At 44.6% G+C, this 23,001-nt stretch carries 16 protein-coding genes; 10 read left to right on the forward strand and 6 right to left on the reverse strand.

The features are described from left to right. Positions 1-74: 74 nt before the first annotated feature. The 7 genes from BLQ53_RS01310 (at position 75) to BLQ53_RS01340 (ending at position 14,224) form a co-directional block, all read left to right on the forward strand. Positions 75-2,201, forward strand: a complete 2,127-nt coding sequence (locus tag BLQ53_RS01310) for a CDP-glycerol glycerophosphotransferase family protein (protein ID WP_093725225.1) — start codon at positions 75-77, stop codon at positions 2,199-2,201. 309 nt (positions 2,202-2,510) lie between these two features. After that, positions 2,511-5,693, forward strand: a complete 3,183-nt coding sequence (locus BLQ53_RS01315) for a GW dipeptide domain-containing protein (RefSeq protein ID WP_093725227.1) — start codon at positions 2,511-2,513, stop codon at positions 5,691-5,693. 207 nt (positions 5,694-5,900) lie between these two features. After that, the gene (locus BLQ53_RS01320) at positions 5,901-8,396 is read left to right on the forward strand and encodes a peptidoglycan recognition protein family protein (protein ID WP_093725229.1); all 2,496 of its coding nucleotides are present in this window, start codon (positions 5,901-5,903) and stop codon (positions 8,394-8,396) included. A 111-nt stretch (positions 8,397-8,507) separates the two neighbouring features. Beyond that, positions 8,508-10,118, forward strand: coding sequence for a glycosyltransferase family 2 protein (locus tag BLQ53_RS01325; RefSeq protein WP_093725231.1), 1,611 nt, complete (start codon positions 8,508-8,510; stop codon positions 10,116-10,118). A 76-nt stretch (positions 10,119-10,194) separates the two neighbouring features. Next, on the forward strand, positions 10,195-11,730 hold the full coding sequence (locus BLQ53_RS01330) for a glycosyltransferase (RefSeq protein WP_093725233.1): 1,536 nt from the start codon (positions 10,195-10,197) through the stop codon (positions 11,728-11,730). A 65-nt stretch (positions 11,731-11,795) separates the two neighbouring features. Further along, positions 11,796-13,343 carry a glycosyltransferase gene (locus BLQ53_RS01335; protein WP_170829541.1) on the forward strand — a complete coding sequence of 516 codons (1,548 nt, stop codon included), beginning with the start codon at positions 11,796-11,798 and terminating at the stop codon, positions 13,341-13,343. A gap of 149 nt (positions 13,344-13,492) precedes the next feature. Continuing rightward, positions 13,493-14,224, forward strand: a complete 732-nt coding sequence (locus tag BLQ53_RS01340; protein WP_244499201.1) for a WecB/TagA/CpsF family glycosyltransferase — start codon at positions 13,493-13,495, stop codon at positions 14,222-14,224. Positions 14,225-14,263: 39 nt separating this feature from the next. Here BLQ53_RS01340 and tagH read toward each other — a convergent pair whose 3' ends face one another. The 3 genes from tagH to BLQ53_RS01355 all read right to left on the reverse strand — a co-directional run bounded on the left by tagH (position 14,264) and on the right by BLQ53_RS01355 (position 17,454). Continuing rightward, positions 14,264-15,052: a teichoic acids export ABC transporter ATP-binding subunit TagH gene (gene tagH, locus BLQ53_RS01345; protein WP_093725237.1), complete on the reverse strand. Its 789-nt coding sequence runs from the start codon at positions 15,050-15,052 to the stop codon at positions 14,264-14,266. Between the two features lie 16 nt (positions 15,053-15,068). Further along, the gene (locus BLQ53_RS01350; RefSeq protein ID WP_093725239.1) at positions 15,069-15,899 is read right to left on the reverse strand and encodes an ABC transporter permease; all 831 of its coding nucleotides are present in this window, start codon (positions 15,897-15,899) and stop codon (positions 15,069-15,071) included. A 160-nt stretch (positions 15,900-16,059) separates the two neighbouring features. Continuing rightward, entirely contained in the window at positions 16,060-17,454 is a 1,395-nt protein-coding gene (locus BLQ53_RS01355) for an LCP family protein (protein ID WP_093725241.1), read from the reverse strand. 250 nt (positions 17,455-17,704) lie between these two features. Here BLQ53_RS01355 and BLQ53_RS01360 point away from each other — a divergent pair, with 250 nt between their 5' ends. From BLQ53_RS01360 to BLQ53_RS01370, 3 genes are all read left to right on the forward strand, one after another. Next, positions 17,705-17,932: a DUF1659 domain-containing protein gene (locus BLQ53_RS01360; protein WP_093725243.1), complete on the forward strand. Its 228-nt coding sequence runs from the start codon at positions 17,705-17,707 to the stop codon at positions 17,930-17,932. A 25-nt stretch (positions 17,933-17,957) separates the two neighbouring features. After that, complete coding sequence (locus BLQ53_RS01365) at positions 17,958-18,167, forward strand: DUF2922 domain-containing protein (RefSeq protein WP_093725245.1); 210 nt, start codon at positions 17,958-17,960, stop codon at positions 18,165-18,167. Positions 18,168-18,230: 63 nt separating this feature from the next. Then, positions 18,231-18,365, forward strand: coding sequence for a YvrJ family protein (locus tag BLQ53_RS01370; RefSeq protein WP_093725247.1), 135 nt, complete (start codon positions 18,231-18,233; stop codon positions 18,363-18,365). Positions 18,366-18,399: 34 nt separating this feature from the next. On the opposite strand, the gene BLQ53_RS01375 is transcribed toward BLQ53_RS01370, so the two are convergent. From BLQ53_RS01375 to BLQ53_RS01385, 3 genes are all read right to left on the reverse strand, one after another. Next, positions 18,400-21,432, reverse strand: coding sequence for an ATP-binding protein (locus tag BLQ53_RS01375; protein WP_093725249.1), 3,033 nt, complete (start codon positions 21,430-21,432; stop codon positions 18,400-18,402). A gap of 17 nt (positions 21,433-21,449) precedes the next feature. Beyond that, positions 21,450-22,568 (reverse strand): response regulator, encoded by a 1,119-nt coding sequence (locus BLQ53_RS01380; protein ID WP_093725251.1) that lies wholly within the window; start codon positions 22,566-22,568, stop codon positions 21,450-21,452. Positions 22,569-22,696: 128 nt separating this feature from the next. After that, positions 22,697-22,969 carry a hypothetical protein gene (locus BLQ53_RS01385; protein WP_093725253.1) on the reverse strand — a complete coding sequence of 91 codons (273 nt, stop codon included), beginning with the start codon at positions 22,967-22,969 and terminating at the stop codon, positions 22,697-22,699. Positions 22,970-23,001 lie beyond the last annotated feature (32 nt).

The following is a 23,001-nucleotide window of genomic DNA, read 5'->3' on the forward strand; positions in this document are numbered from 1 at the left end:
ATGCATTGTTGAATTACCTACATATGAAATTTATAATAAGGAATGGATTTGTAAGTTGAGAGGAGAAGTACTGCATGGAAAACATCAGCCTTCGAAATAGGAGAGCCATATCGGTTCGGATTGATGCGGGGATTTTCTATATGGAGATTCCGATCAAAGCCTCCTATATCGCTGATTATGAGACATATCGATTCTTATTGATGAATCGTTATACAAATGAAGAAATTTACCTGACTTTTGAAGAAGACCATAGTGTGGATGAATATACGATTTGTAAAGTGACACTGGATCCGTCTGAACATACACAAATGCTGACAGATGGAGTCATGTGGGATTTGTATGTGGCACGGGAAAATGAAGGGGAGACCAAGCGGGCACGAATCTCCAACCCGCCGGAGCATCTGCAGTATCATTCCTATTTCATACCAGGAACGGACAAGGTATTTTACCCGTACCGTACCGGGAAAGGGAATGTATCTTTCCGGGTGAATGATTATGTGTTCTTTGCCAATCTGGAAGAAGTACATTTGAAGAAACAAGGTTTACTTCATTTTTCAGGTTCCATTAACTATGCTCCGCTTTATCAAAATGATCGATACAAACTGGAAGAATTAAAATTGATTGTGACAAATAACCTGGATGAAGAAGAAGAGCAGGTCTTTCCGCTTCAATTCAAAGAACGCGAAGATTTAGCAGATAAATATGAAGGCAATGAGCTGCTTCGTCAATCTGGATTTGAAGGGGAACTCGATATAATCCCGCACATTGATATGGATGAGAAGAAGTTTCTCAAGTTTTATGTGGAACTTACTTATTCAATAGATGGAAAGAGACAGACAATCCGCAGTATCCGGATGCGTCATCTGAAGAGGGATCCAGCACTTCCTACATCTGTGAAAACGACTATAAACGGCAAGAAATTCAAGATGACGGCAAGACTGACGAAGAAATCGAAATATCTGTCCATCCAGACGTCGGAGTATTTCTTTATTCGGGATAGCGTATCACGTGTAAAGCGGAAATGGGTAAACATCCGCCGGGGGAAATTCCTCAAAAACAGCTACAAGCAAGTATTCAAGCTATTCGGGGCTATCCTGCCTGTCGATAAGAAACTGATGGTCTTCGAAAGTTTTCTCGGCAAGCAGTATAGTGATAACCCAAGGGCGATTTATGAATACATGCGGGAACATCATCCGGAGTACAAGATGTACTGGAGCTCCGACCGCCGTGCAGTGCCTTACTTTGAAACAAAAGATGTGCCATACGTGCGCAGGTTCTCGATCCGTTGGTTATTCCTGATGACAAGGGCTCGTTATTGGGTATCCAATAGCCGGCTGCCGCTATGGATTCCAAAACCAAATCATACGATTTACTTGCAAACATGGCATGGCACGCCGCTGAAACGACTTGCTGCGGATATGGACGAGGTGCATATGCCGGGAACAAATACGGAGGCATATAAGCGAAACTTCTTATTCGAAGCATCTAAATGGGATTATCTTGTTTCACCGAATGCCTATTCCAGTGAAATTTTCGCCCGAGCTTTCGGCTTTGACAAGGACATGCTTGAAACAGGATACCCGCGAAACGATTTTCTTTATACACATAATAAGCCAGAGAACATCGATGCGCTGAAAAAGAGCTGTGGGCTGTCAGAGGAGAAGAAGATCATTCTGTACGCGCCGACATGGCGGGATAATCAGTTCTATCAAAAAGGAAAGTACAAATTCGATTTGGAGCTGGATTTGGATCGTATGCGTCAGGAATTGGGGGACGAATATATTGTCGTCCTGCGACTGCATTATCTTGTGGCTGAGAATCTGGATCTTTCCAGTTATGAAGGATTTGCATATGACTTCTCCAAACATGAAGATATCCGGGAGCTTTACTTAATGGCGGATATGCTGATTACAGATTATTCTTCCGTATTCTTCGACTATGCCAACCTGCGTCGTCCGATGATGTTCTTCGTGTACGATTTGGATGATTATCGAGATAACCTCCGCGGTTTCTACTTTGATTTCGAACAGACAGCGCCAGGGCCTTTGTTCAAACGAACAGAGCAGATCATCCAGGAAGTGAAACGGATTGATCAAGAAGGCTACCAGCCAGATGAGCGGTTTGAAGCGTTTTATAACCGATTCTGTTACTTGGAGGATGGAAGAGCTTCCGAGCGCGTTGTGAAACAAGTGATTAAATAAGATGAACCACCGTCAAATATGGCGGTGGTTTTTTGATATTTTATTTAGGGTTACCTTCTTTTTCAATAAAATGGTAAAAGTTGAATCAATAGAACTATTTTTAATGTAAATAAAGCATTAATTTAATATTAGATTGTAAAGTTTTGTTTAGTTTTGTAGAATTATAGATAAATAGGTAAATAGTTGCCTATTACATACCATTGTTACCTATTCCTAGTCAAAACGAAGGAGTGGTATATGAGGTAATTGTTACATAAACCACAATGCAATGGCGTTGAACATTGAAAACTGAATATTTAGGAGGGTGAAATGAAAAAATTCACGTATGTACTCATCTTTTTGCTTCTATTCAGCTTAGTATCTCCAGTAAGGTATGTTTCTGCGGAAGAGACGATAAAGTCAGATCAGCAGACAGAAGCTGCCCAGCAAACGAATGAGACACAGACAGAATTGCCGGAAACCGTTGCACCAGAAGAAGAAACAGGAACTGTCGATGAGACAGAGGGTACAGGAACTGCTCCTGTTGAAGATTCTCAAGCTACCGATGAAAGCGTTACAGCTGACAACGAGAATCAGGTGACAGAGGATGATGCAGATACTGAAAAGCAGGATGAAGCAAAAGCAGATGCTCAAGAAGAAGCCAAAGCCCAAGAGGAAGAGGTGGATTCTCAAAGCGAAGAGCAGACAATGCGCGCTGCAGCAGTCCAACAAGCTGCCCCTGTGGAAAGTTCGGCTGATTTGATGGGTCATTTGCGCTCCAATGCGGTGATTTATCCGGAACTTACCGATACGAGTAAGTCTACAGGAGCTGTCGCTGGCGGCTATACTGATACTGTATACTACATCAAGAAACAAGCAAAGTGGAATGATGAAACATATTATCTCATCAGTAAACAGGCAAGCAGCACATCAGGTGTTGTTGGTTGGGTAAAAGCTTCTGAAATGAGCACCCATACACATGAGACTGTGAACAGCAACCAGCAAACATTTGTGATCAGCGGAAATGGGAACGCCTATAGCAAGCCTTGGGGTGGATCGAAGGATCTTATCTATACGCTTAGCGAGTACAAAGGGCAGAAGTTCCAAGTGACCGCCGAAGAAAAAGTCGGCAGCAACACTTGGTATAAAGGTACCCTCGCTGGTAAAACTGTCTATATTCATTCCGCATATGTGGATGAATATGAGCCGGTTAAGATCGAAGAAGAGCAAAAAACGAGCCTGCTTGGTCATTTGAAAAGCAGAGCGGTCATCTATCCTGATATCAATGACCCTTCTTCCGCCATCGAAGCTGTAGCTGGTGGTTACACAAGTGCCGTCTACTACATCAAGAAGCAGGCGAAGATAAATGGAGAGCTGCACTACTTGATCAGCAAGGAACCAAGTGCAACCAACGGCGTTGTCGGTTGGGTGAAGTCGTCTGATATGTCTACTCACACGCATACGACAATTGATAAGAGCAAGAAGACTTTCACTATCAAAGGAACAGGTCAAGCCTTCACAAAGGCTTGGGGCGGATCAAAGGATCTGGTTTATAACCTGAGCAGCATGGAAGGTAAGACTTTCTATGTGAATTTGACAGAGACTGTCGGCAGCAATACGTGGTACCGCGGTATGCTGGATGGTAAGCAAGTGTTCATTCACTCTGCTTATGTGACAGCTTATGAGCCGAAAATAACGGAGCAGAGCACAAGCAAATTGGGTCATCTGCATGGTGATGCGGTGATTTACCCTGATTTGAAAAACCCTGCCTCCACCCTTTCAGCAGTAAATGACGGTTACACAGATGCTGTTTATTACATCAAGAAGCAAGCGACCCTTTCAGGTGAGCTTTATTATTTGATCAGCAAGGAACCGAGCGCAACGAACGGTGTAGTCGGCTGGGTGAAAGCATCTCAGTTGTCTACGCATGATCATAAGACGATCAGCAAAGAAAAGAAAACATTCCTTGTAAAAGGTTCTGGTCAGGCTTTTGCCAAAGCTTGGGGAGGATCGAAGGATCTAGTTTATAATCTATCAGACTATAAGGATCAAGTTTTTCAAGTGGATCTGACAGAGACAGTCGGTAACAATACGTGGTACCGCGGTATGCTGAATGGCAAGAAAGTATTCATCCACAGTGCATATGTCCAGCAAGTGAATGAGACGAAAATAAGCCGTCTCGGCCACTTGAAAGCAGATGCCATAGTATATGACAGCTGGGCGGATGCATCTGGCAGAAACGCCACGGATGCAGGCTTGACGGATGCTGTCTACTACATCAAAGCACAAGTGCAAGTGCATGGTGTGACGTATTACAAGATAAGCAAAGAACCGAGCAGCACAAGCGGTGTCGTCGGCTGGGTGAAATCCACGGAGATGTCGTCGCATGAACATACCACAATCGATAAGACTGCCAAGACATTCTATGCGAATGGGAACGGCAGCTCCTATGCAAAAGCATGGGGCGGATCGAAAGATTTGGTTGAAAGTGACATGTCCAAATATGAAGGAAGCCAATTCCGTGTCAACCTGACGGAAAAAGTCGGCAATAACATCTGGTACCGCGGTGTATTGGATGGAAAGACAATGTGGCTGCATGAAGCATATGTAGTCGAAAGCTATGACAAGGAAACACAATACGATCTGACGCTGGAGGAAGCTGTAGCGATTCAAAGAACTACAAATCCTGCTCCGCAAACAGACAGCGAATACAAGACATATGTATCCGCCGAGTACATCAATAGTAATAACCAAGTGACAGCAGACCTTCTGAATGTCCGCGGAGGTCCTAGCACCAGCTATTGGGTTGTCGGAACTTTGTCCAAAGGGGCGAAAGTCACCATTCTTGGTCAAACAGGCAAATGGTACCAAATCGAATTCACGAATTCCCGTCAATGGGTGAATGCAAGCCCATCTGACATTCAATACTACTTGGATCCGAACAACTTCATCAATGATGAAAAGCAGCGTTTCCAATTCCTTGATCTGACGAGAGCAAGTGATGCGGATGCAGCGACATTGAATAAGTACCTGAAAGGCAAAGGTACGCTTGAAGGGCAAGGCCAAGCATTCATCGATGCTGCCAAGTTATACGGTATCAATGACGTATACCTGGTGTCCCATGCCACGCTTGAGACAGGCAATGGTACTTCTACGCTGGCTCAAGGAGTAAAGTATAACGGTACGACTGTTTATAACATGTATGGCGTCGGCGCTTATGACTCCTGTCCGATTGATTGCGGAGCAAAGCGTGCATATGATGAAGGATGGACAACTCCGTATCTTGCGATTGTCGGAGGAGCGCAGTATATCGGAGATGGCTACATCAATTCAGGTCAAAACACATTGTACAAAATGCGTTGGAATCCGGAAGCGATGGATAAAACCGGTACATTCGGCAAGCAATATGCTACCGACATCGGCTGGGCCTCCAAACAAGTTTCTACTATGTACAATTTGTATCAAAATCTAGGTATTTATACCTTGTATCTTGATATCCCAAATTATCGTTAAAACAAAAAAGCACATTATCCAAGATGGATAATGTGCTTTTTTTGTTAATTTGATTTCAAATTGTAAATTTTTTGTCGATATATTATAGGGAAAAGGTTTTAGCAATAATTTTACATCATTTACTTCCTAATCCAAAATGGCCATAAAGGAGGCAGGCAGAGGACTGGCCGCTATTACCATTTTCAAATACGGGAACAGAGGGCAGACATGAAGAGAATATTAAGTGTAATAGTTGTTTTTGCATTATGCTTTAGCATTACGCCAGCTGGCATTTTTGCAAAAGAGCATAATGTTCAGAATACAGAAGATGTTAGTAGTGAACCGAATAGTACTAGCATTCCAGTGGAAGAAAATTCCGAGGATGCGGTGATGGAAGAACAGACTGAAACAGATGTTTCAGAAGCAGAAGCTGAGACACAGGACGAAGCAGCAGCTGAAGAGGAAAAGTCGGATCAGTCAGCAACTGATGGAACAGAAGTGAAAGACGAGTCAGCAGAACCGACAGATAAACAAACCGAAACTCCCGTGGCAGAACAGGATGAAACAAAAGAGCAGGAACCTGCCGCAAAGGAAGAAGAACCGAAGTACAACGAACTTGGAATCAAGGAAGGTACGATGGTTTATGGAATGGATATCAGTAAGCTATCCGAGGAGCAGCTGCAATACATTCCAATCGACTGGCGCGATGGTGTCGATGAAACAGAAGTGGAACCACCTTCAGAACCAAAGCTCTCCAAACGAGCAAGCTATCCGAATGTAAACGACTGGATCAAGAAGAACGCACCTTCCACCTCTTCGATCAAATATGAACATAAGAGTCAGTTTGCCAAGTTCAATTATCGCAACGGAAGAGGGGCGGTTGAAGGTGTGGTAGCACATGAAACTGCCAACCCGAATTCTTCTATCCGATCAGAGATAAATTATATGGTAAAGAACCACAATAATGCATTTGTACATGCGTTCGTCGATCATGGCAATATCATTGAGATCCATCCGACAGACTTAGGTGCATGGGGAGCTGGTTATTATGCAAACCAACGCTTCGTCCATGTTGAACTGGTCCGGGAAGATAGCTTTGAAGACTTTGCAAAATCTATTAACAATTATGCAGATTACATTGCTAATGTCTTGGCAAAATACGATCTTGGTGTGACAAGTGCGGAATCAAATGGAAGAGGTACGTTGTGGTCGCACAACGCGGTCAGCAAGTTCCTTGGCGGTACAACCCATGTCGATCCGCATGGATACTTTGCGCAGTACGGATACAACTGGAATGACTTCGTCAAGCTTGTTACCGAGAGATATAATCAAAAAGCAATCAAGTACAGTAAAACTAGCAAACTGGGACATATCCGGTCTACAAGTGCGAGGATATATCCAAATCTATCAAATCTGTCCAGCAGCAGCCAAGCAGGAAGCAGCAAGACAGATCAAGTTTATTACATCAAGAAGCAAGCCAATGTCAGCGGAACTACTTATTATTTGATGAGTACGAAGCCAAGCGCGACGTCCGGAACGATTGGATGGATGAAAGCCAAAGATGTAAAGGTACATGATCACAAAGGTGTCAATCGTGATAAATCCATGTACACGATCAAAGGAGTAGGAGAAGCCTTTGACAAAGCATGGGGCGGTTCCAAGAATAAAATATATGACCTGGCATCGATGAAGGGGCAGGTCTTCACTTCCAATCTCACCGAGACAGTCGGAAACAATACTTGGATCCGCGGTACACTCAAAGGTAAGGAAGTCTGGGTGCATTCCAGCTTTGTAACGGATAAAAGGAAAGAAAGCAATACCAGCAAGCTAGGTCATCTGCGCGGCGGTGCCAGAATTTACGATGAAGCCAAGACTTCGGCTAAATACCGTAGTGCCGGAAGCAAGGATTATGATCAGGTTTATTACATCAAGAAGCAAATAGAAAGAGATGGGCAGCTTTTCTATTTGATCAGTTACGCTCCAAGCAGAACAAAAGATGTAGTTGGCTGGGTAAAAGCGGAACAGATTTCGGTTCATGCCCATACAGGTGTCAGCAAGAAAGCACAGACGCTTTATGTGACAGGTTCTGGAAAGTCTTATGACAAAGCATGGGGCGGCAGCAAGAACCTTGTGAGCAGCAACTTGTCTTCTGCCAGCGGCAAGCCTTTTTATGTGAACCTAACCGAAAAAGTCGGCAATAATACGTGGTATCGCGGAAAGCTTGATGGGAAGCAAATGTGGCTTCACAGTGCGTATGTAACTACGAAACAAGAAAGTAAAACAAGCCGACTTGGCCATTTGCGCGGTGGAGCTGTGATTCTTCAAACACCTGGTGTGACGACTGGTGCAAAGAAGGCAGCTGATGGCTTTACAGATAAGGTGTACTATATCAAAAAACAAGCGGTGTACAATAAGAAAACATATTATTTGATCAGCAATAAGCCCAGCAGCACAAGCGGTACGATTGGCTGGGTGGAAGCAGGTCAGATGAAGACATATTCTCATGTTACCGTTGATAAGGAAAGAAAAACACTGCATGTCAAAGGGACCGGCAGTGCATATATGAAAGCATGGGGCGGATCAAAAGACTTTGTCTATGATCTCAAGCATTATGCCGGCAAGGAGTTCAAGGTGAACCTGACCGAGAAAGTCGGCAATAATACATGGTATAGAGGTATGTTGAATGGAAAAGAAGTGTGGATCCATTCAGCTTATCTGAAGTAAGAGAATCACATCACATCCAATCTGGCTGTGATGTGATTTTTTGTTACATAATGCAGAATTTAGTTGTAAAATAAAGTTAGTGTAAAATTGATGTAAATATCGGAGGACAAAATGAAGTTAAAGTATACAATCGCAATTCCCGTTTATAATGACGAAAGTACAATCAGACAATGCCTGGACAGCATCATCAACCAGACTATCGATAATGACAAATTGGAAATCATTTGTGTGAATGACGGATCTACCGATCAAAGCCCAGCTATCCTCGAAGAGTATAGCAATACATACAGTTTTGTACGTGTGGTGCATCAAGAAAACAGTGGTTCTCCGAGTGGCCCGCGAAATAAAGCAATTGAACTTGCAACAGGCGATTACATTTTCTTCGTAGATGGTGATGACTATCTTGGGGAAGAAGCATTGGAGCGGATGGAAGAGAAAATCCTTCAATACGATAGCGATATCGTTGTTGGAAAATATGTCGGCATCAACAGGGGTGTTCCACAAGCCATTTTCCGGAACCCCGATAATTTCAGCTTTTATGGCTCCAATGCGATGTACACGGTAAGTGTACAGAAGCTTTTCCGTGTAAGCCTGCTTCGAGAGCATAATATCCGATTCCCAGAGCATTATTCATTGGGTGAGGATCAGCCGTTCATCATCCAAGCTTATGCCTATTCGAATTCCATATCCGTAGTAAAAGATTATCCGTGCTATTATTTGACGAATAACCTTACGGTAGGCAGGGAGCAGCTAACGAAAAAACCGATTACCGGCCGTATATACATGCACCAGTTCGAAGAGACACTGGCAGCAGTCGCTGGCTTGAATCTTCCGAAAGAGAAAAAGCTGCGCACTTACTATCAGTATTTGACCCGGGTGTTGAACATCGAACTCCGGACAACGATTACACGATCTTTTCAGATGGAAGATAAGCAATTCATCTTCGATTCCTTGAAAGCATTGATCAAGAAGCATGAGTTCCTGGATATTTATGCGAATTTCAATACAAGGGAGAAGCTGCTTTTGCGTATCATCGAGCAAGGGAAGCTTGAAGATCTCATCAATTTCTGGTATGCAGAGCGTCATCCAGGTAATATGCAAGTATTCCATGGTCTGATTTATCCGAAGGCGGAGAAAGCTTACGAATTAGCTAAGGCTGAAACATTGTCCTTCCATCGTTCCAATAAGCTGGCAGCTGCAGTGACGCGTATACAGAAAAAAGCAGAAGGTTTGCTGGTAGAAGGTTACAGTTATCATTCCCTTGTCGATGCTTCAGAAGAACAGCTCTTCTTGAAACTTAGTGACAGAGATAGTGAACGTGTGACGTCGCTTGCAGTCCAAAAAGGTGCCTATGACACGGACAGCCCGATTCCTGTGAACCCTGAGGTGATGCAGGAACAGATAATATCCATGTTCCATGTCGTCATCCCTGCATCAGCATTGGAACGGCTGGATGCGGAGAATGATATCGTTGATTTGCATCTTGTCAGCAGGATCGAGAACTACACAGCTATCGCACGAATCATTGGGGAAACGCCGCAGCATTCGACTGCCAAGCTGACATCCTCGAAGCAGAAAAATCATTTGCTCAATGTGACAACCTATAATACGAAGCACGGGAACTTATCTTTCAAACTGAAGGATACGACAAAAAAGAAACCGAAACAGCTAAGCAAAAAACAGCGTGCCGTCAATAAAGTCAAGCGGATGCTAAGGGCTTGATTTGTGTTATCGTTTTAAAAAACAGCCATGTTATGCTATCTTAGATGAACACTAATTCCGCTTAGGAGGACACAGTATGAAAACACCAATCTTCGTGTTTAACTCATTGAATGTTAAACGCGGCGGGTTAACAAAAGCGGTATTAAAACGTGCCAACCTCTTGGCAGACCATAATTCCGAGGTTGTCTTCTTTACACTTGCTTATCAACAGGACCATAAAAACATCATTGAAAAACTATATGAATCCGGACAGATGGACAGGCGCATTAAAGTGAGGAATTTCTACGCTGAACTACTCGATACGGAGCTTGTGACAGAGCCTGTGCAGATGCCGGTGGAGCTTCCTGGATACAGCCATATCGTCGATAAGAAGAGTAAATTACCTGCTTATCGTTATTATAATAATGGCTTGTATGAGCAATACCGCCGATTTGAGAAAGATGGTTCCCTGAAACTGATTGATTATATGGATGAGAGCCGGACAAGACAGCGGAGGGAGGAATACCTGCGCAATAACCGGCTTATCAGGACAAGCCACATGGATATCACCAACAATAAACCGAAGCTGCATCGGTATTTCCATGCAGATGGTACTTGCAAGATCGCCGTTTGGCTTGACGAGTCAGGTGAGGAAGTCAAAACGATTCTGTTCGACCAAAACAAGGAATTTGCAAAAGTCCAGCATGCTTATGCCTATTGGATTGAAGAAGCTGTGAAGAGTTATGAGTCACCAGTCTTATTATCAGACTCCAGAAAAACAGATGAGACTGTACTGCGCGTGCAGGGGGATGTCGAGAAGGTCGGAGTGGCGCATAGTTCCCATATCGCTTCACCATACAAAGACGATTCCGACACGAAAATCACATGGCATACTTTCTTTGAAGGAATCGATGATTATGACAAAGTGGTTGTCTTGACGGAACACCAGAAACAGGATATTATTTCCAGATACCGAGTGAATCCAGATAAACTGCATGTCATTCCACATGCTGCTCCGTCAACAGCACCTGCTACAGGAGAAAGCATGGATCCGCATCTAGCGGTAGCACTATCAAGGTACTCGGAAGAGAAGGCTGTCGATGAGGGGATCCGTGCCTTCCGCCATGTCGTCGATAAGCTGCCGGATGCCCGTTATCACATTTATGGCTTTGGTCCATTGGAATCACAGCTTCAAAAACTGATCGATGAACTAAGACTGCAGGATAATGTGAAGCTGATGGGCTTCACCACTGATCCGGCAGCTGCCTATCAATCCGCAGCCTGCTCGATCCTGACTTCCAATTATGAGGGGTTCGGCATGGTACTGACGGAGAGTATGGCGGCGGGAACGCCAGCCATTTCCTATGATATGAAGTATGGACCGCGGGAGATCATCCGCGATGGAGTGGATGGATTCATCGTGGAAGCAGGCGATCAGAAGCTGCTCGCTGACCGGATTCTTTCGATTATGGAGGATTCGGAACTGCGTCGTGAGATGGCCGGGAAAGCCATCGAAATCACAGAGCGTTTCAGTGAGAAAGATTATGATCAGTCTTGGATAGAGCTATTTTCTTCCCAATCCAAGCCAGAAAATAAAAAGAAAAAATCATTATTCGGTTTTATGAAAAAGTAATCAAATGTTAACAAATGAATGTTTGGTACTGCGCTTTCATGGCATACCAGTAGGAGGACAAAATGATGAAGACCCCTATATTCGTGTTCAATTCACTGAATGTGGAGCGAGGCGGCCTGACGAAAGCAGTGATGAAAAGGGCGAATATTCTCGCAAACCATTACGGGAAAGTTGTTTTCTTCACGCTGGCTTTTCAGCAGGACCATAAGAATATTATCGAAAAATTGTATAAATCTGGACAGTTGGATAGAAGAGTGGAAGTAAGGAACTATTATACGGATCTCTTGTACATCAGTAAAGTCGATAAACCGAAGGAAGCATCAGTGGAAGCAGGGAAGATGCATAAGATCCAAGATAAAAAGAGCAAGCAGCTTGCTTACCGATATTATGAAGATGGCGTCTATAAGGAATACCGCCGTTTCAATGCGGATGGATCACTGAAGCTGGTCGATTATATGGACGAAAGCCGGAATCGTTTACGCCGGGCAGAATATTTGCGTGATGGTCGTCTTGTGCGGACGAGTCATATGGATCAGTTAACGAATAAGCCTAAATTGCACCGTTATCTTCTGGAAGATGGCACTTGCCGACTCACTGTTTGGGTGAATCCATCCGGCAGCGAAGGCAGGACGATTCTTTTCGGTGAAGAAGACATCGAATACGATTCCATCAACCATGCATACGCTGCTTGGATCGATACAGCGGTACTGGATTACGAGGAACCGGTGCTCATGTCTGATTCCAGAAAGACAGACGAAACAGTCCTGCTCGCTAACACAGATGTGGAGAAAATTGCGGTTGCGCATAACAACCACTTTGAGTCACCTTATGACGAGAGTGCGAAAACGAAGAGATCTTGGAATCATTTCGTGCAAGGCATCAATTCCTTTGATCACGTCGTCTTTTTGACACATGAGCAAGAAAAGGACATTACTGCTCGCTATGATGTAACGACAAAGCTGCACGTCATTCCGCATGCCGCCCCTGAAACACCAGCTGCGCAGCAAGCGCATCAGCCAAAAGTGGCCGTCACACTGGCCCGTTTTGAAGGTCAAAAGCGGCTGGATGAAGGAATTGCAGCATTCAAGCATGTTGTGGATAAGATTCCTGATGCTGAATATCATATCTATGGTTTTGGACCATTGGAAGAAGAATTGAAGGCCCAAATCAAACGCCTTGGTTTAGAGAAGAATGTGAAGCTGATGGGCTTCTCCTCTAATCCGGCAGCATCCTATCAGTCAGCTGCCTGCACCATTTTGACATCTGATTTCGAAGGTTTCGGTATGGTCCTGACAGAGACACTCGCTGCTGGAACACCAGCAGTAGCTTATGATATTAAATACGGACCAAAAGATATCGTAAGGGATGACATCGATGGTTATCTGGTCAAAAAAGGCGATCAAAAAGCACTGGCTGAAAAAGTGGTAGCCATCATGAAAGACAGCAGCCTTCGGGACAGACTTTCCGCAAGGGCGACAGAAGTCACCGAGCGATTCAGTGAAGAGAGCTTCAAGAAGGATTGGGTCGAGATGTTCGGACAAACTTATACTGCATTGGAAGACGACAAGCCAAAAGAAAAGAAACGATCTTTCTTCGGATTTGGACGTAAATGATCAAAACAGCCGGTTTATTACCGGCTGTTTTCTATTTGTGTAAATTCTATGTGAATAATTGTAAAGTTTCTGTTTTCGTGGCATAATGGGTAGGTCTATCATACGAAGATTCCTACCAGATGGTTTGATCTTGAAAGGTTGTTACAAGTGTGTCAAATCAAGAAATCGTAGAAATAATGGATATTCCTTTCAATAAATTAACGCAAAAAGAGCTATTGCAGCAGCATCTCTATCCGCGAATCAATTCCGGTGAACGTACGTACATCGTAACGGCCAATCCGGAGATCGTCATGCAGGCAAGGGAAGATGCTACGTACAAACAGAGTGTAAAAAGTGCTGATTATATTATTCCCGACGGAGCTGGCGTCGTTATTGCATCCAAAATTCTCGGGAATCCAATCGAAGAGCGTGTCACTGGATTCGATTTGATGTTCAAGCTGCTGAGCTACGCCGAAAAGCATAATCTCAGCTGTTATTTTCTTGGAGCCAAACAAGAAGTGAATGATCGGGCAGTAAACCGGGTGCGCTCCCAGTATCCTGGTATCCGCATTGCAGGAAGCCACCATGGCTACTTCAACAAGGACAAAGACGCAAGTGTGGCAGAGGAAGCTGCTGCTTCAAAACCAGATCTCATTTTTGTCGCAATGGGGTTCCCAAGACAAGAGAATTTCATCGCAGCGAATCAGCATCTGTTCGAAAAAGGTGTATTCATGGGCGTCGGCGGCGTATTCGATATATTGGCCGGGGAAATGAAACGTGCACCACGGGCGTGGATAAAACTTAATTTGGAGTGGCTGTATCGTCTCATCAAGCAGCCTTTCCGCTGGAAACGGATCTTGAAAGCATTCGAATTCATGTTTCGCGTATTGATTCGTAAATAAAAGACCGACAGGCAATTAATTGCCCGTCGGTCTTTTTAGTTAGTTGGAGGTGCCTGCAATGGCACGTTCGCGGTATGCTTCTTTTTCTTCTTTGGACATCTTTTTATATTCATTGAGAAATTGATCGTATCTCGGGATGACTTCATCAATCGAGCCATATTCCCGTACTTGTCCGAATTCCAGCCAGAGGATTTTATCGCAGAATTGTTTCATCTGCCCGAGTGAGTGGCTAACGAAAATCATCGTCTTGCCTCTGTCTTTGAATTCATGCATTTTGGCAAGGCTTTTCTCGGCAAAGGCTTTATCTCCTACGGACAACGCTTCATCGATGATCAGGATGTCTGGGTCGATGTTAACGGAGATGGAGAAACCAAGTCGTGATTTCATACCGCTGGAATAATTTTTCACCGGCTGATCGATGAATTTCTCCAGTTCGGCAAATTCGATGATTTTTGGTTCAAGTTCTGCAATTTCTTTCTTGTTCAAGCCAAGCATCAAGCACTTGAGCTCGATGTTCTGTCTGCCGGTAAGATCACCTTTTAAACCAGCAGAAACAGCTATCAAGGCTGCTTCCCCATTCAAAGTGACAGAACCGGTCGTCTCCGGCACAATACCAGCAATGATATTGGACAGAGTTGACTTACCAGAACCGTTAATACCGATGAACCCGACAACATCTCCTTTTTCAGCTGCGAAGCTGACATTGCGCAAGGCATAGAAGTCTTCACCATATTCCTTCGGGAAAATGATGTCTTTGATTCGATCGGAGCTTTTACTGTATAACTTATATTTTTTGCTTACATTTTCAACAATAATTGATTTATCCATAAAAATCCCTTTCTAATTAGAGAAAGTCGATAAAATGTCTTCTGAAACGGATATGCAAGGCAGAACCGATCATGAATAGAATGGCAGTTACTACCCAGAAATAGATAGTGTATTCCCATGAGTTAATGAAGTACCAGCCATTCTGACCCATCAATGATGCACGGTAACCTTCGACTAGGTAATAAAGCGGATTAAGCTTCATCACGATAACCAAAGGATCAGGCAGTTTATGCGAAACCCAAAGGATAGGTGTTAGATATAGTACCATTCGTAGAGTAGCTTGTAAAAGCAGCTGAATATCCCGGATAAGGGTTGTCAGAGTTGTCATAAGCAGCACGAATGCATAAGTGAATGCAAAGGTCGCCATCATGAAATATGGTAACTGTAGCATATAAACGCTGATCGGATAACCGGTAATTTGCATTAGAATTATTGTCAAAACTACGAGTATCAAATGTGGATAGAATTTAGAGAAAATCGTGATATTTGGAATCACACTCATTGGGAAATTCATCTTTGATAACAATCGCAGTCTGCTATAGATTGATTTAGCGCCCTGGGTTGCTGCTGGTTGGAAAAACATCCAGATGATCAAACCCGAAACGAGCCAAGGGAAGAAGTCAAAATAGCCGCCTGAAGGGTTTGGAATCTTACGTCCTTCTCCACCGCTGATCAAATAACCGAACACAAGCCAGTAGATGGCGATTTGAATGACAGGGCTGATTACTTCCCATGCCAATCCAAGATAGTTGGCATTATTGTTATTCCTAAGTTCATAAAGCGAAATACGTCGAATGAGATTAAAATGCTTGAATTGTTCCTTTAGAACAGTGATTGCTGATTTCATGTAAAAGTCCTTCCTGCTAGGATGTTCTTTTGTTCAGACGTCTTAAATTATACTAGCAACAACCTTAGAAAACAATTTTAATTTACATTGTCTTTACAATATTGCGCAAGGCGGCAAAAGGAACTGCCACCCGGTAAGGAGGGTGGCAGTCTTGTTTTATTTATGGCGTTGTCGCAGAGTCGACTGAGGAACTGTCATTTGTGCCAGTTCCTGTCGTCTCTTCATATGTTGTACCGGTGGAGCTGTCGGAAGTACTGTCTGTGGCAGAGCTGTCTGTATCATAGCTAGTGGTGCCGCTTGATTCTGTGCTGCTATCTGTTGCAGAACCAGTGCCTTCACTCGTTCCGGTATCGGTACCGCTGTTTGTCGTGCCAGTGCTGTAATCGGTTGTACCGCCGCTTCCTGTCGTACTGTCAGTCGTAGAATCGGTACCGCTGCTTGATGTGCCTGCGGAATCGGTTGTTCCTGCACTGTCAGTGGAAGGGCCCGTTGAACCATCCGTTGTTCCGGTACTATCGTAAACGCCGCTGCCATCTGTTTCCACGCTATCGGTGTCCACTTGTTCAGATAAGTTGAGATGTTCGCGAAGCTGTTTCTGGACATCAGCCAAGGAAGTTGGATCGACTTGGTAGTACCAGATGCCGTCGGATAGTTTGCCGCCGGTACCGTCAAGATTCAATGTGTTGATTTTCAGGTCATTGCTTGTACCATAAGAGATGAAGCTCTTGATCTGATTGAATGTCAGGCTTGTGCTTAGGTTGTCCCCTACATCCTGGATCAAATCGTCATATTTGAATACAGAGCCGGCGGATGCTGCTTTTGTAATCATTGCTTTGATGATCTCCTGCTGGCGTTTTCCGCGTTCGATGTCGTTATCGTAATGACGGGTGCGTGCAAGTGCCAGTGCTTCTTCTCCATCAAGTTCCTGCAAACCTTCCTCCAAGTGGATGGCGTCTTTCTGGTCCTTCGAGTTCTGTTCATACAGCTCGTATGGCACCTCGACTTCGATACCGCCCAGTGTATCTATGATATCCATGAAGGCGTTGAAGTTGATTTCAGCATAATAGTCGACTGGGACATTAAGGAAATTCTCCACGGTTTCCACGCTTGCCTGAGCACCGCCATATGCATGTGCATGGGTGATTTTCGTCTTGCGATCGACTTCTGGTACATAGACGTATGAGTCGCGCGGAATGCTTAAGAGATCGACGCTGTGATCTTCCTTATTGAAAGTAGCGAGGATCATGGCATCCGATCGGGAGTTTGCTTCGTCCCGCGTATCGCTGTCATCCACTCCCATGAATAGAATCGAAACATTATCCTCTACAGGATCGACTGCTTCTTCGCGCAATGCCGATTTATCCCGTGTATCTTCGACATGAGCCTTCTCGATCGCATTGGCTGCAGAGGTCCATAGATGAGCAGCATATGCAGCTCCCCCAGCTCCAAGAATCAGAATTGGGATAAGGAACAACATCAAAATTCGTTTTTTATTTACTTTTTTCTTCACTATTCGCCTGGGAGGCTTCGGTTGGTTAGGTGACTTTCTTGACATGATTAAACTCCTTTTTTTACTGATGTATCTGTATGTTTATTCATTGAATTCGTTGGTAAAGTCTACCTGTTAGTAGAACATGCTAATCTTAATTGTACAATGAAAAAGTTGCAACGTAAAATTACTATTATATTACAAGCGAATCCCGCGTGTGGCTGGGATGTTGCAGGCTGCTTGATCATTTTTCTAAACTTTTTCCACACTTTTTCGGGACAAGATCCGATTATAGCTGTGAAAGGAGGGGAGGAACATGGCAGTTATCGCAACCCATGATAAAACACGCCTCAGCATCGTTTTGTTTGACGGCGTCGATCCGGACACAGGCAAAGAGAAATACAAAACAAAGAGTTTTAACAACATCAGGCTTGATGCGACACCGGATGAGCTGCATGCATTCGCGGATGTATTGGTGCCGTTGCAGCAGCGTGATTTTTACGCAGTGGAAAAGAACGACCACTCCATTCTGCGTCAAGACTAATTCGACAAAAAAGGAGGAATGATGCATGAAGAAGCTGGATCTGCAGTTTTTGAATGAGGCAGGCAAGACAGTGACCATCAGCTTGGAGCAGCCGGTCGAACCAATCGATGAGGCAGCAATCGATCAGGCGATGGACACAGTCATTGCGCAGAATGTCATCTCATCGAGCGGCGGAGCGCTTGTCTCTAAAAAAGCAGCACGCATCGTCGATCGTACCGTACAGGAAATATTCTGATCCCCGAAGGAGTGCATGCTTGCGAGCTGCACTCCTTTTTTCATAAGAAAGGAGGCGTTCCATATGGAACCGTGGCTTGCGATCATAAAGGAGTTTGGATTTCCGGCAGCTGTCACCTTTTATTTGATGCACCGGATCGAAACCAAACTGAATACGCTGATTGCTTCCATCCATACGCTGCCGGAGAAGCTGAAATGAAAAAAGACCAGCATCCGAGATGCACCCCAAGCTTTCAGGGGGCATCTCTTTCCTTGATTTCAGGGGGGCTGGTCTTTTCATTTTCATCTATCAGGGGGATGCTGATTTGTATCGTAGTCCCCAGTCCTTCTTCACTGCATAGTATCAAGCCGCAGCGATTCCATTTTTGCAGGCGGACATGGGTATTGATCAGACCGATACTATCTTTGTGCCCATCCGATGTATTCAGTAATCGCTGTTTAGCTGGTGGGATGCCAACGCCATCATCTTTGATATGGATGATCGCATTACTTCCCTTTTTAAATAGATGGATGAGGATCGTGCCACCCTCTTCCTTTGGCTGCAAACCATGAAGGACTGCATTCTCCACTAAAGGCTGCAGTGTCAGGGGAGGTATGCTGAATTGTAATTCACGGTCTATTTGCCAGTTCACGCGCAGTCTTTCGCCAAATCGTTCCTTTTGGATATACAGATAGGAATGTACTAATTCCAGTTCTTTTTCGATAGGGACGGTGCTGGATAGATTCTTCCCATTGAAACTTTCTTGCAAGTAGTTGCCGAACTCCTGAAGCAAGCGCATCATCCGGTCATTATCAATCGAACTTAGTGCGGCGATTGTGTTCAATGTATTAAAGAGGAAATGCGGATGAATCTGGGCTTGCAGCCAGGCTGCTTCGATACGCAGCCGATCCTCGATCGACCCTTTCAGTTCAAGCAGTGATCTGATCCGTGTTTTCATCTCGAGCATATCCACCGGTTTTGTGACATATTCATTGGCACCCGCTTGGAAGCCGGCGTGGATGTCTTCAGGCTGGGAGCGGGCGGTTAGCAGTAATACAGGTAATTCGGTGAGGCTGTAACGGTTCCGGATGATTTCCGTTAATTGAAAACCTGAAATCTCCGGCATCATGACATCAATGATCAGCAAATCCCATCTAGCATTTTCTAATTGCTGAAAGAACTCAGCTGATGATGCAACGGTACGGATGTGATAGCCATCGTTTTCCAGAGCTTGTCTAAGGACCATCAGATTTACGGGATCATCGTCTATCGCAAGAATTCGATAACCTGAGACAGCAACAGGCACGAAAGAATCGTGCATCTGTTTTGAAGCGGCAATCTCGGTGAAAGAGCTGTTTTCTACAATGGTTTCATCCGCTCCAGCCGCACCAATCGGCAAGCTGAGTGTGAAGACGGAACCTTTGCCAAGTTCTGATTCTGCCGTCAAGGAACCACCATGCATCTCGGCAAGCTGTCTGCTAATACCAAGACCAAGACCGATTCCCTCACTTTCAGAAATCGAATTTTCCCCTTTTTCATAAGGAAGGAAAATTCTGGCCTGTGTCTTTGCATCCATACCAATACCGGTATCTGTCACCTTGACTCGGAGATTGGATTCATCTGCTGACACATCGACGGTAATGTTTCCTTCTGGTGTAAACTTCAACGCGTTATGAAGCATATTTGTCACAATCTGCGTCAGGCGGTGTTCATCCGCATATATGGACGGAAGGTTATCCGGCATTCGCAGATAAATATTTACATGCTTCTCGTCTGTCATGAAACGCAGCATATCCACTGTCCCGATCAAAATCGGCGCAATGGAAATAGAAGCAGGTTTTAGACGGACTCGATTGGATGTCATCTGGGTAACATCAATCAGATCGTTGATAAGATAGGACATCTTCCGACTGATTGTATGAATCAGTTCGAGCTGATAGCGGCTGCGTTCCTTCAGTTTATTTTCCTGCTGCAATACACTTTGAACCATATTCATCATCCCGTGCAAAGGTGTACGCAGCTCATGGGATGTGTTTGCCAAGAATTGATCTTTCCGCTTCTGTTCCATCTCCAATTGTTCGATATACTGCTTGTTCTCGGTTTCTGTCTGGAAAAAGCGCAGGAACCAAAAGCTGCAGAAGCATACCAATGCCATGGTGATATCGAAAGGATAGAAGCTTGCTTTGATGGCAGCTCGCAAGGTATCTTCCAAGATTGGGATATTGCTCACAAAAACAGACCAAGCAACATGTGTGGCAACAGCAGCACCAGCTAGGAATAATGGCAACGCTCTCTCTCCGCTGAGATAAACAGTACGGAATAAAATCCAGAATATGATGGAGAAGGCTACCACCAGGGAAATAGCAATTCCAATCACATACCGGACGAATTCTATCGGTGCTGCAAGGATATAGATCAAGTACGAAATAAACAGGAAATATAAAATCTTGAATGGCCATTTGAAAGCAGCTTCCGTGAAGGTGAAGACGACAAAAAGCAAAAAGAAAAAGCTCAAGCTGATATAACTCAAATAAGCGGTCCTTACATACCATTCATGACGAAGCGGCATCACGTAGCCCAACGTATTGTAATCGGAAGTCACGACAGCCAGGCTTGCCGCCATTGCCGCAATCGAAAAGAATAAGGTACCAATTTTCTTTGGTTTCATCAAATAAAGCACAAACGCATATAACGCATGAATGAATATGATGGCTCCAACGAAGAATTGAAGCAATCCGGCCTGGTATGTTTCCTTTTGTATCTGCTGGGAGGAGCCGAATCCCACGTTGATCAAGGATCGTGCCCGCTCATTGCCGTGAAATTCATCGAAACGGAGTTTTACGTTAATCTGTCCGTTCTGATCTGCCCGTAAATCGGTAATGGAAACTGGGGTAGGCGGCCCCTTTTCAAAGTCGACTGTTTGGTAAACAAGCTGGTCATTGGCATAAACCGTGAAATCGGAATAAAGGGCGCGGATGGAAAGGGCATAGCGGCTCTGTTGGTCATCCACCTGTATATTCATTTCATAAGTCCCTGCAGCTTCCGGTTTCATATACGTCGGAAGCGGTTGATACACAGGATCATCTGCTTTGCTTGTCAGCTTCCATTCGCCCTCATCCAGGGTAATAGAGTGGCTGTTTGAAAAATCGATTTGGCGTACATCCAGCTGCCCGCCGACTGCCGCAGGCTGTACATCAGGTGTCTGTGTGTGATACCAAACGATTCTTCCTAACGTCAAGGCAGCTGCAAAAGCTAAAATGATGATCAGTTTCATACTTCGTTTCATAATGTTCCTCCTGCTTTTTAGCCCTGCATATGCTGAACCCTCCACGACTCATACCAGTCGACTACCTCTGACTCCGGAGCAATATCGAATTCATCTTTCAGCATCATTTTTAAACGTTTAAAGTGACTCACCACTTCACCTGTTTCACCCAAGGCACCATAGACATGCATGAGGCGTATATAACTGTGTGCAATATACGGATAATCCGATTGCATGCGCAAGTAAAGGGAAACGGCATCCTCCAACATGTTGCGCTCCTCCAAAAAGGCTGTGACCTGTGTGGCGGTCTTATACCAAATTTCTTTCAGCTGCCACTGCCCCGATTCGGCCCATGCATACCCTTCCGCGGCAAAATAATCACCTTTATAATCCCGCAGCAATTCTTGATAGCTTGTCAAAGAATGATCACGCAATACCGGCAATCGGTTTACACGATCCTGCCATCGGGCAGCATCCACTTCTGCATTTCCCAGATGAAGCTGATAGCACTGATTGTAGTTGCTCAATGACAAGGCAGGAAGTGAAGCAGCCAAGGTCTTCCGGATGACATAGATGGTGGAATATAACTGCGTATAGGCTTTCTCAGGCGCTTTTTCCTCCCAGAACCTCTCGATCAGGACATCTTTGCGTACAGGCTTGCCAGCATGGTGCAGCAAGTAGCAGAAAATCTCCTTCGCCTTTGATGTTCGCCATTGAACAGGCAGTGCCTTGCCATTTTGGATGAATTGCAATGTCAGCATACAGTTGATTTGTAAGGGAGCATCGGAGCCGTTTTTCTGCTCATCCATCTTCAAGCGTTGGATCGTCTTCCTCAACCTGTCCTTTTGAATCGGCTTCACCAGATAATCCAGTGCATTCAGCTCGAATGCCTGAACGGCATATTCGTGGAAGCCGGTCACAAATACGATTGGCAATTCAGGGTGTGCTTCTTGTATGGCAGCTGCCAGCTCTATACCATTTACAGCACCGATTTTTATATCGAGAAAAAGCAAGTCAGGCTTCTTGTCCTTGATTCTTTCCGTCAACCCCCGGGATGTTTGATACGCACCGACAATCTTGAAATCGCCGATGCTATGTAACTGTGATTCAAGAAACTGCAGCGCTAATGGTTCATCATCCACGAGCATCACTTTCATACGGTAGCCTCCTGCACAAAGTCTTCTAGCTTGAATACTGGAGATAACAGCGCAGATTGGAAAGAATCTTCAGGATAGTGAAGAACAAGAGACGAACTTGGTATTTGTCGTTGAAAAACAAGAGCAAGTCATTCCACTCTATTTGAATCCTGCAGCTGATACAGAACAGCTTCCTGAGGAAGGAACAACAGAGCAAGGACAAGAATAAACAGCAGAGCAAGAAGGACAAACGCCAGCGGAAGGAAATCAGCCAGCTGAATCGGAAGAAGAAGCAGGAGAACCTGCAGCTGACAGTGCAGAGGAACAAGCGGAATCTGCTGCAGAAGAGACGGATGAAGCAGAACAAGCGCAAACAAAAGAAAATGCTGATGAAAAAGAAGCAAACGAAGAACCAGCAGCACAAGAGCGCCTGCAAGGTGAGATAGAAGAAAAT

The organism is Terribacillus halophilus, assembly GCF_900101385.1.
GTDB classification, from domain to species: domain Bacteria; phylum Bacillota; class Bacilli; order Bacillales; family Amphibacillaceae; genus Terribacillus; species Terribacillus halophilus.

Bases quoted from the DNA above. Each gene is read 5' to 3' on its own strand.
- BLQ53_RS01375 (WP_093725249.1), bottom strand. From the start codon at position 21,432: ATGAAACGAAGTATGAAACTGATCATCATTTTAGCTTTTGCAGCTGCC.
- BLQ53_RS01365 (WP_093725245.1), top strand. From the start codon at position 17,958: ATGAAGAAGCTGGATCTGCAGTTTTTGAATGAGGCAGGCAAGACAGTG.
- BLQ53_RS01330 (WP_093725233.1), top strand. From the start codon at position 10,195: ATGAAAACACCAATCTTCGTGTTTAACTCATTGAATGTTAAACGCGGC.
- BLQ53_RS01380 (WP_093725251.1), bottom strand. From the start codon at position 22,568: ATGAAAGTGATGCTCGTGGATGATGAACCATTAGCGCTGCAGTTTCTT.
- BLQ53_RS01320 (WP_093725229.1), top strand. From the start codon at position 5,901: ATGAAGAGAATATTAAGTGTAATAGTTGTTTTTGCATTATGCTTTAGC.
- BLQ53_RS01310 (WP_093725225.1), top strand. From the start codon at position 75: ATGGAAAACATCAGCCTTCGAAATAGGAGAGCCATATCGGTTCGGATT.
- BLQ53_RS01315 (WP_093725227.1), top strand. From the start codon at position 2,511: ATGAAAAAATTCACGTATGTACTCATCTTTTTGCTTCTATTCAGCTTA.
- BLQ53_RS01355 (WP_093725241.1), bottom strand. From the start codon at position 17,454: ATGTCAAGAAAGTCACCTAACCAACCGAAGCCTCCCAGGCGAATAGTG.
- BLQ53_RS01370 (WP_093725247.1), top strand. From the start codon at position 18,231: ATGGAACCGTGGCTTGCGATCATAAAGGAGTTTGGATTTCCGGCAGCT.
- BLQ53_RS01325 (WP_093725231.1), top strand. From the start codon at position 8,508: ATGAAGTTAAAGTATACAATCGCAATTCCCGTTTATAATGACGAAAGT.
- BLQ53_RS01350 (WP_093725239.1), bottom strand. From the start codon at position 15,899: ATGAAATCAGCAATCACTGTTCTAAAGGAACAATTCAAGCATTTTAAT.
- tagH (WP_093725237.1), bottom strand. From the start codon at position 15,052: ATGGATAAATCAATTATTGTTGAAAATGTAAGCAAAAAATATAAGTTA.
- BLQ53_RS01360 (WP_093725243.1), top strand. From the start codon at position 17,705: ATGGCAGTTATCGCAACCCATGATAAAACACGCCTCAGCATCGTTTTG.
- BLQ53_RS01335 (WP_170829541.1), top strand. From the start codon at position 11,796: ATGAAGACCCCTATATTCGTGTTCAATTCACTGAATGTGGAGCGAGGC.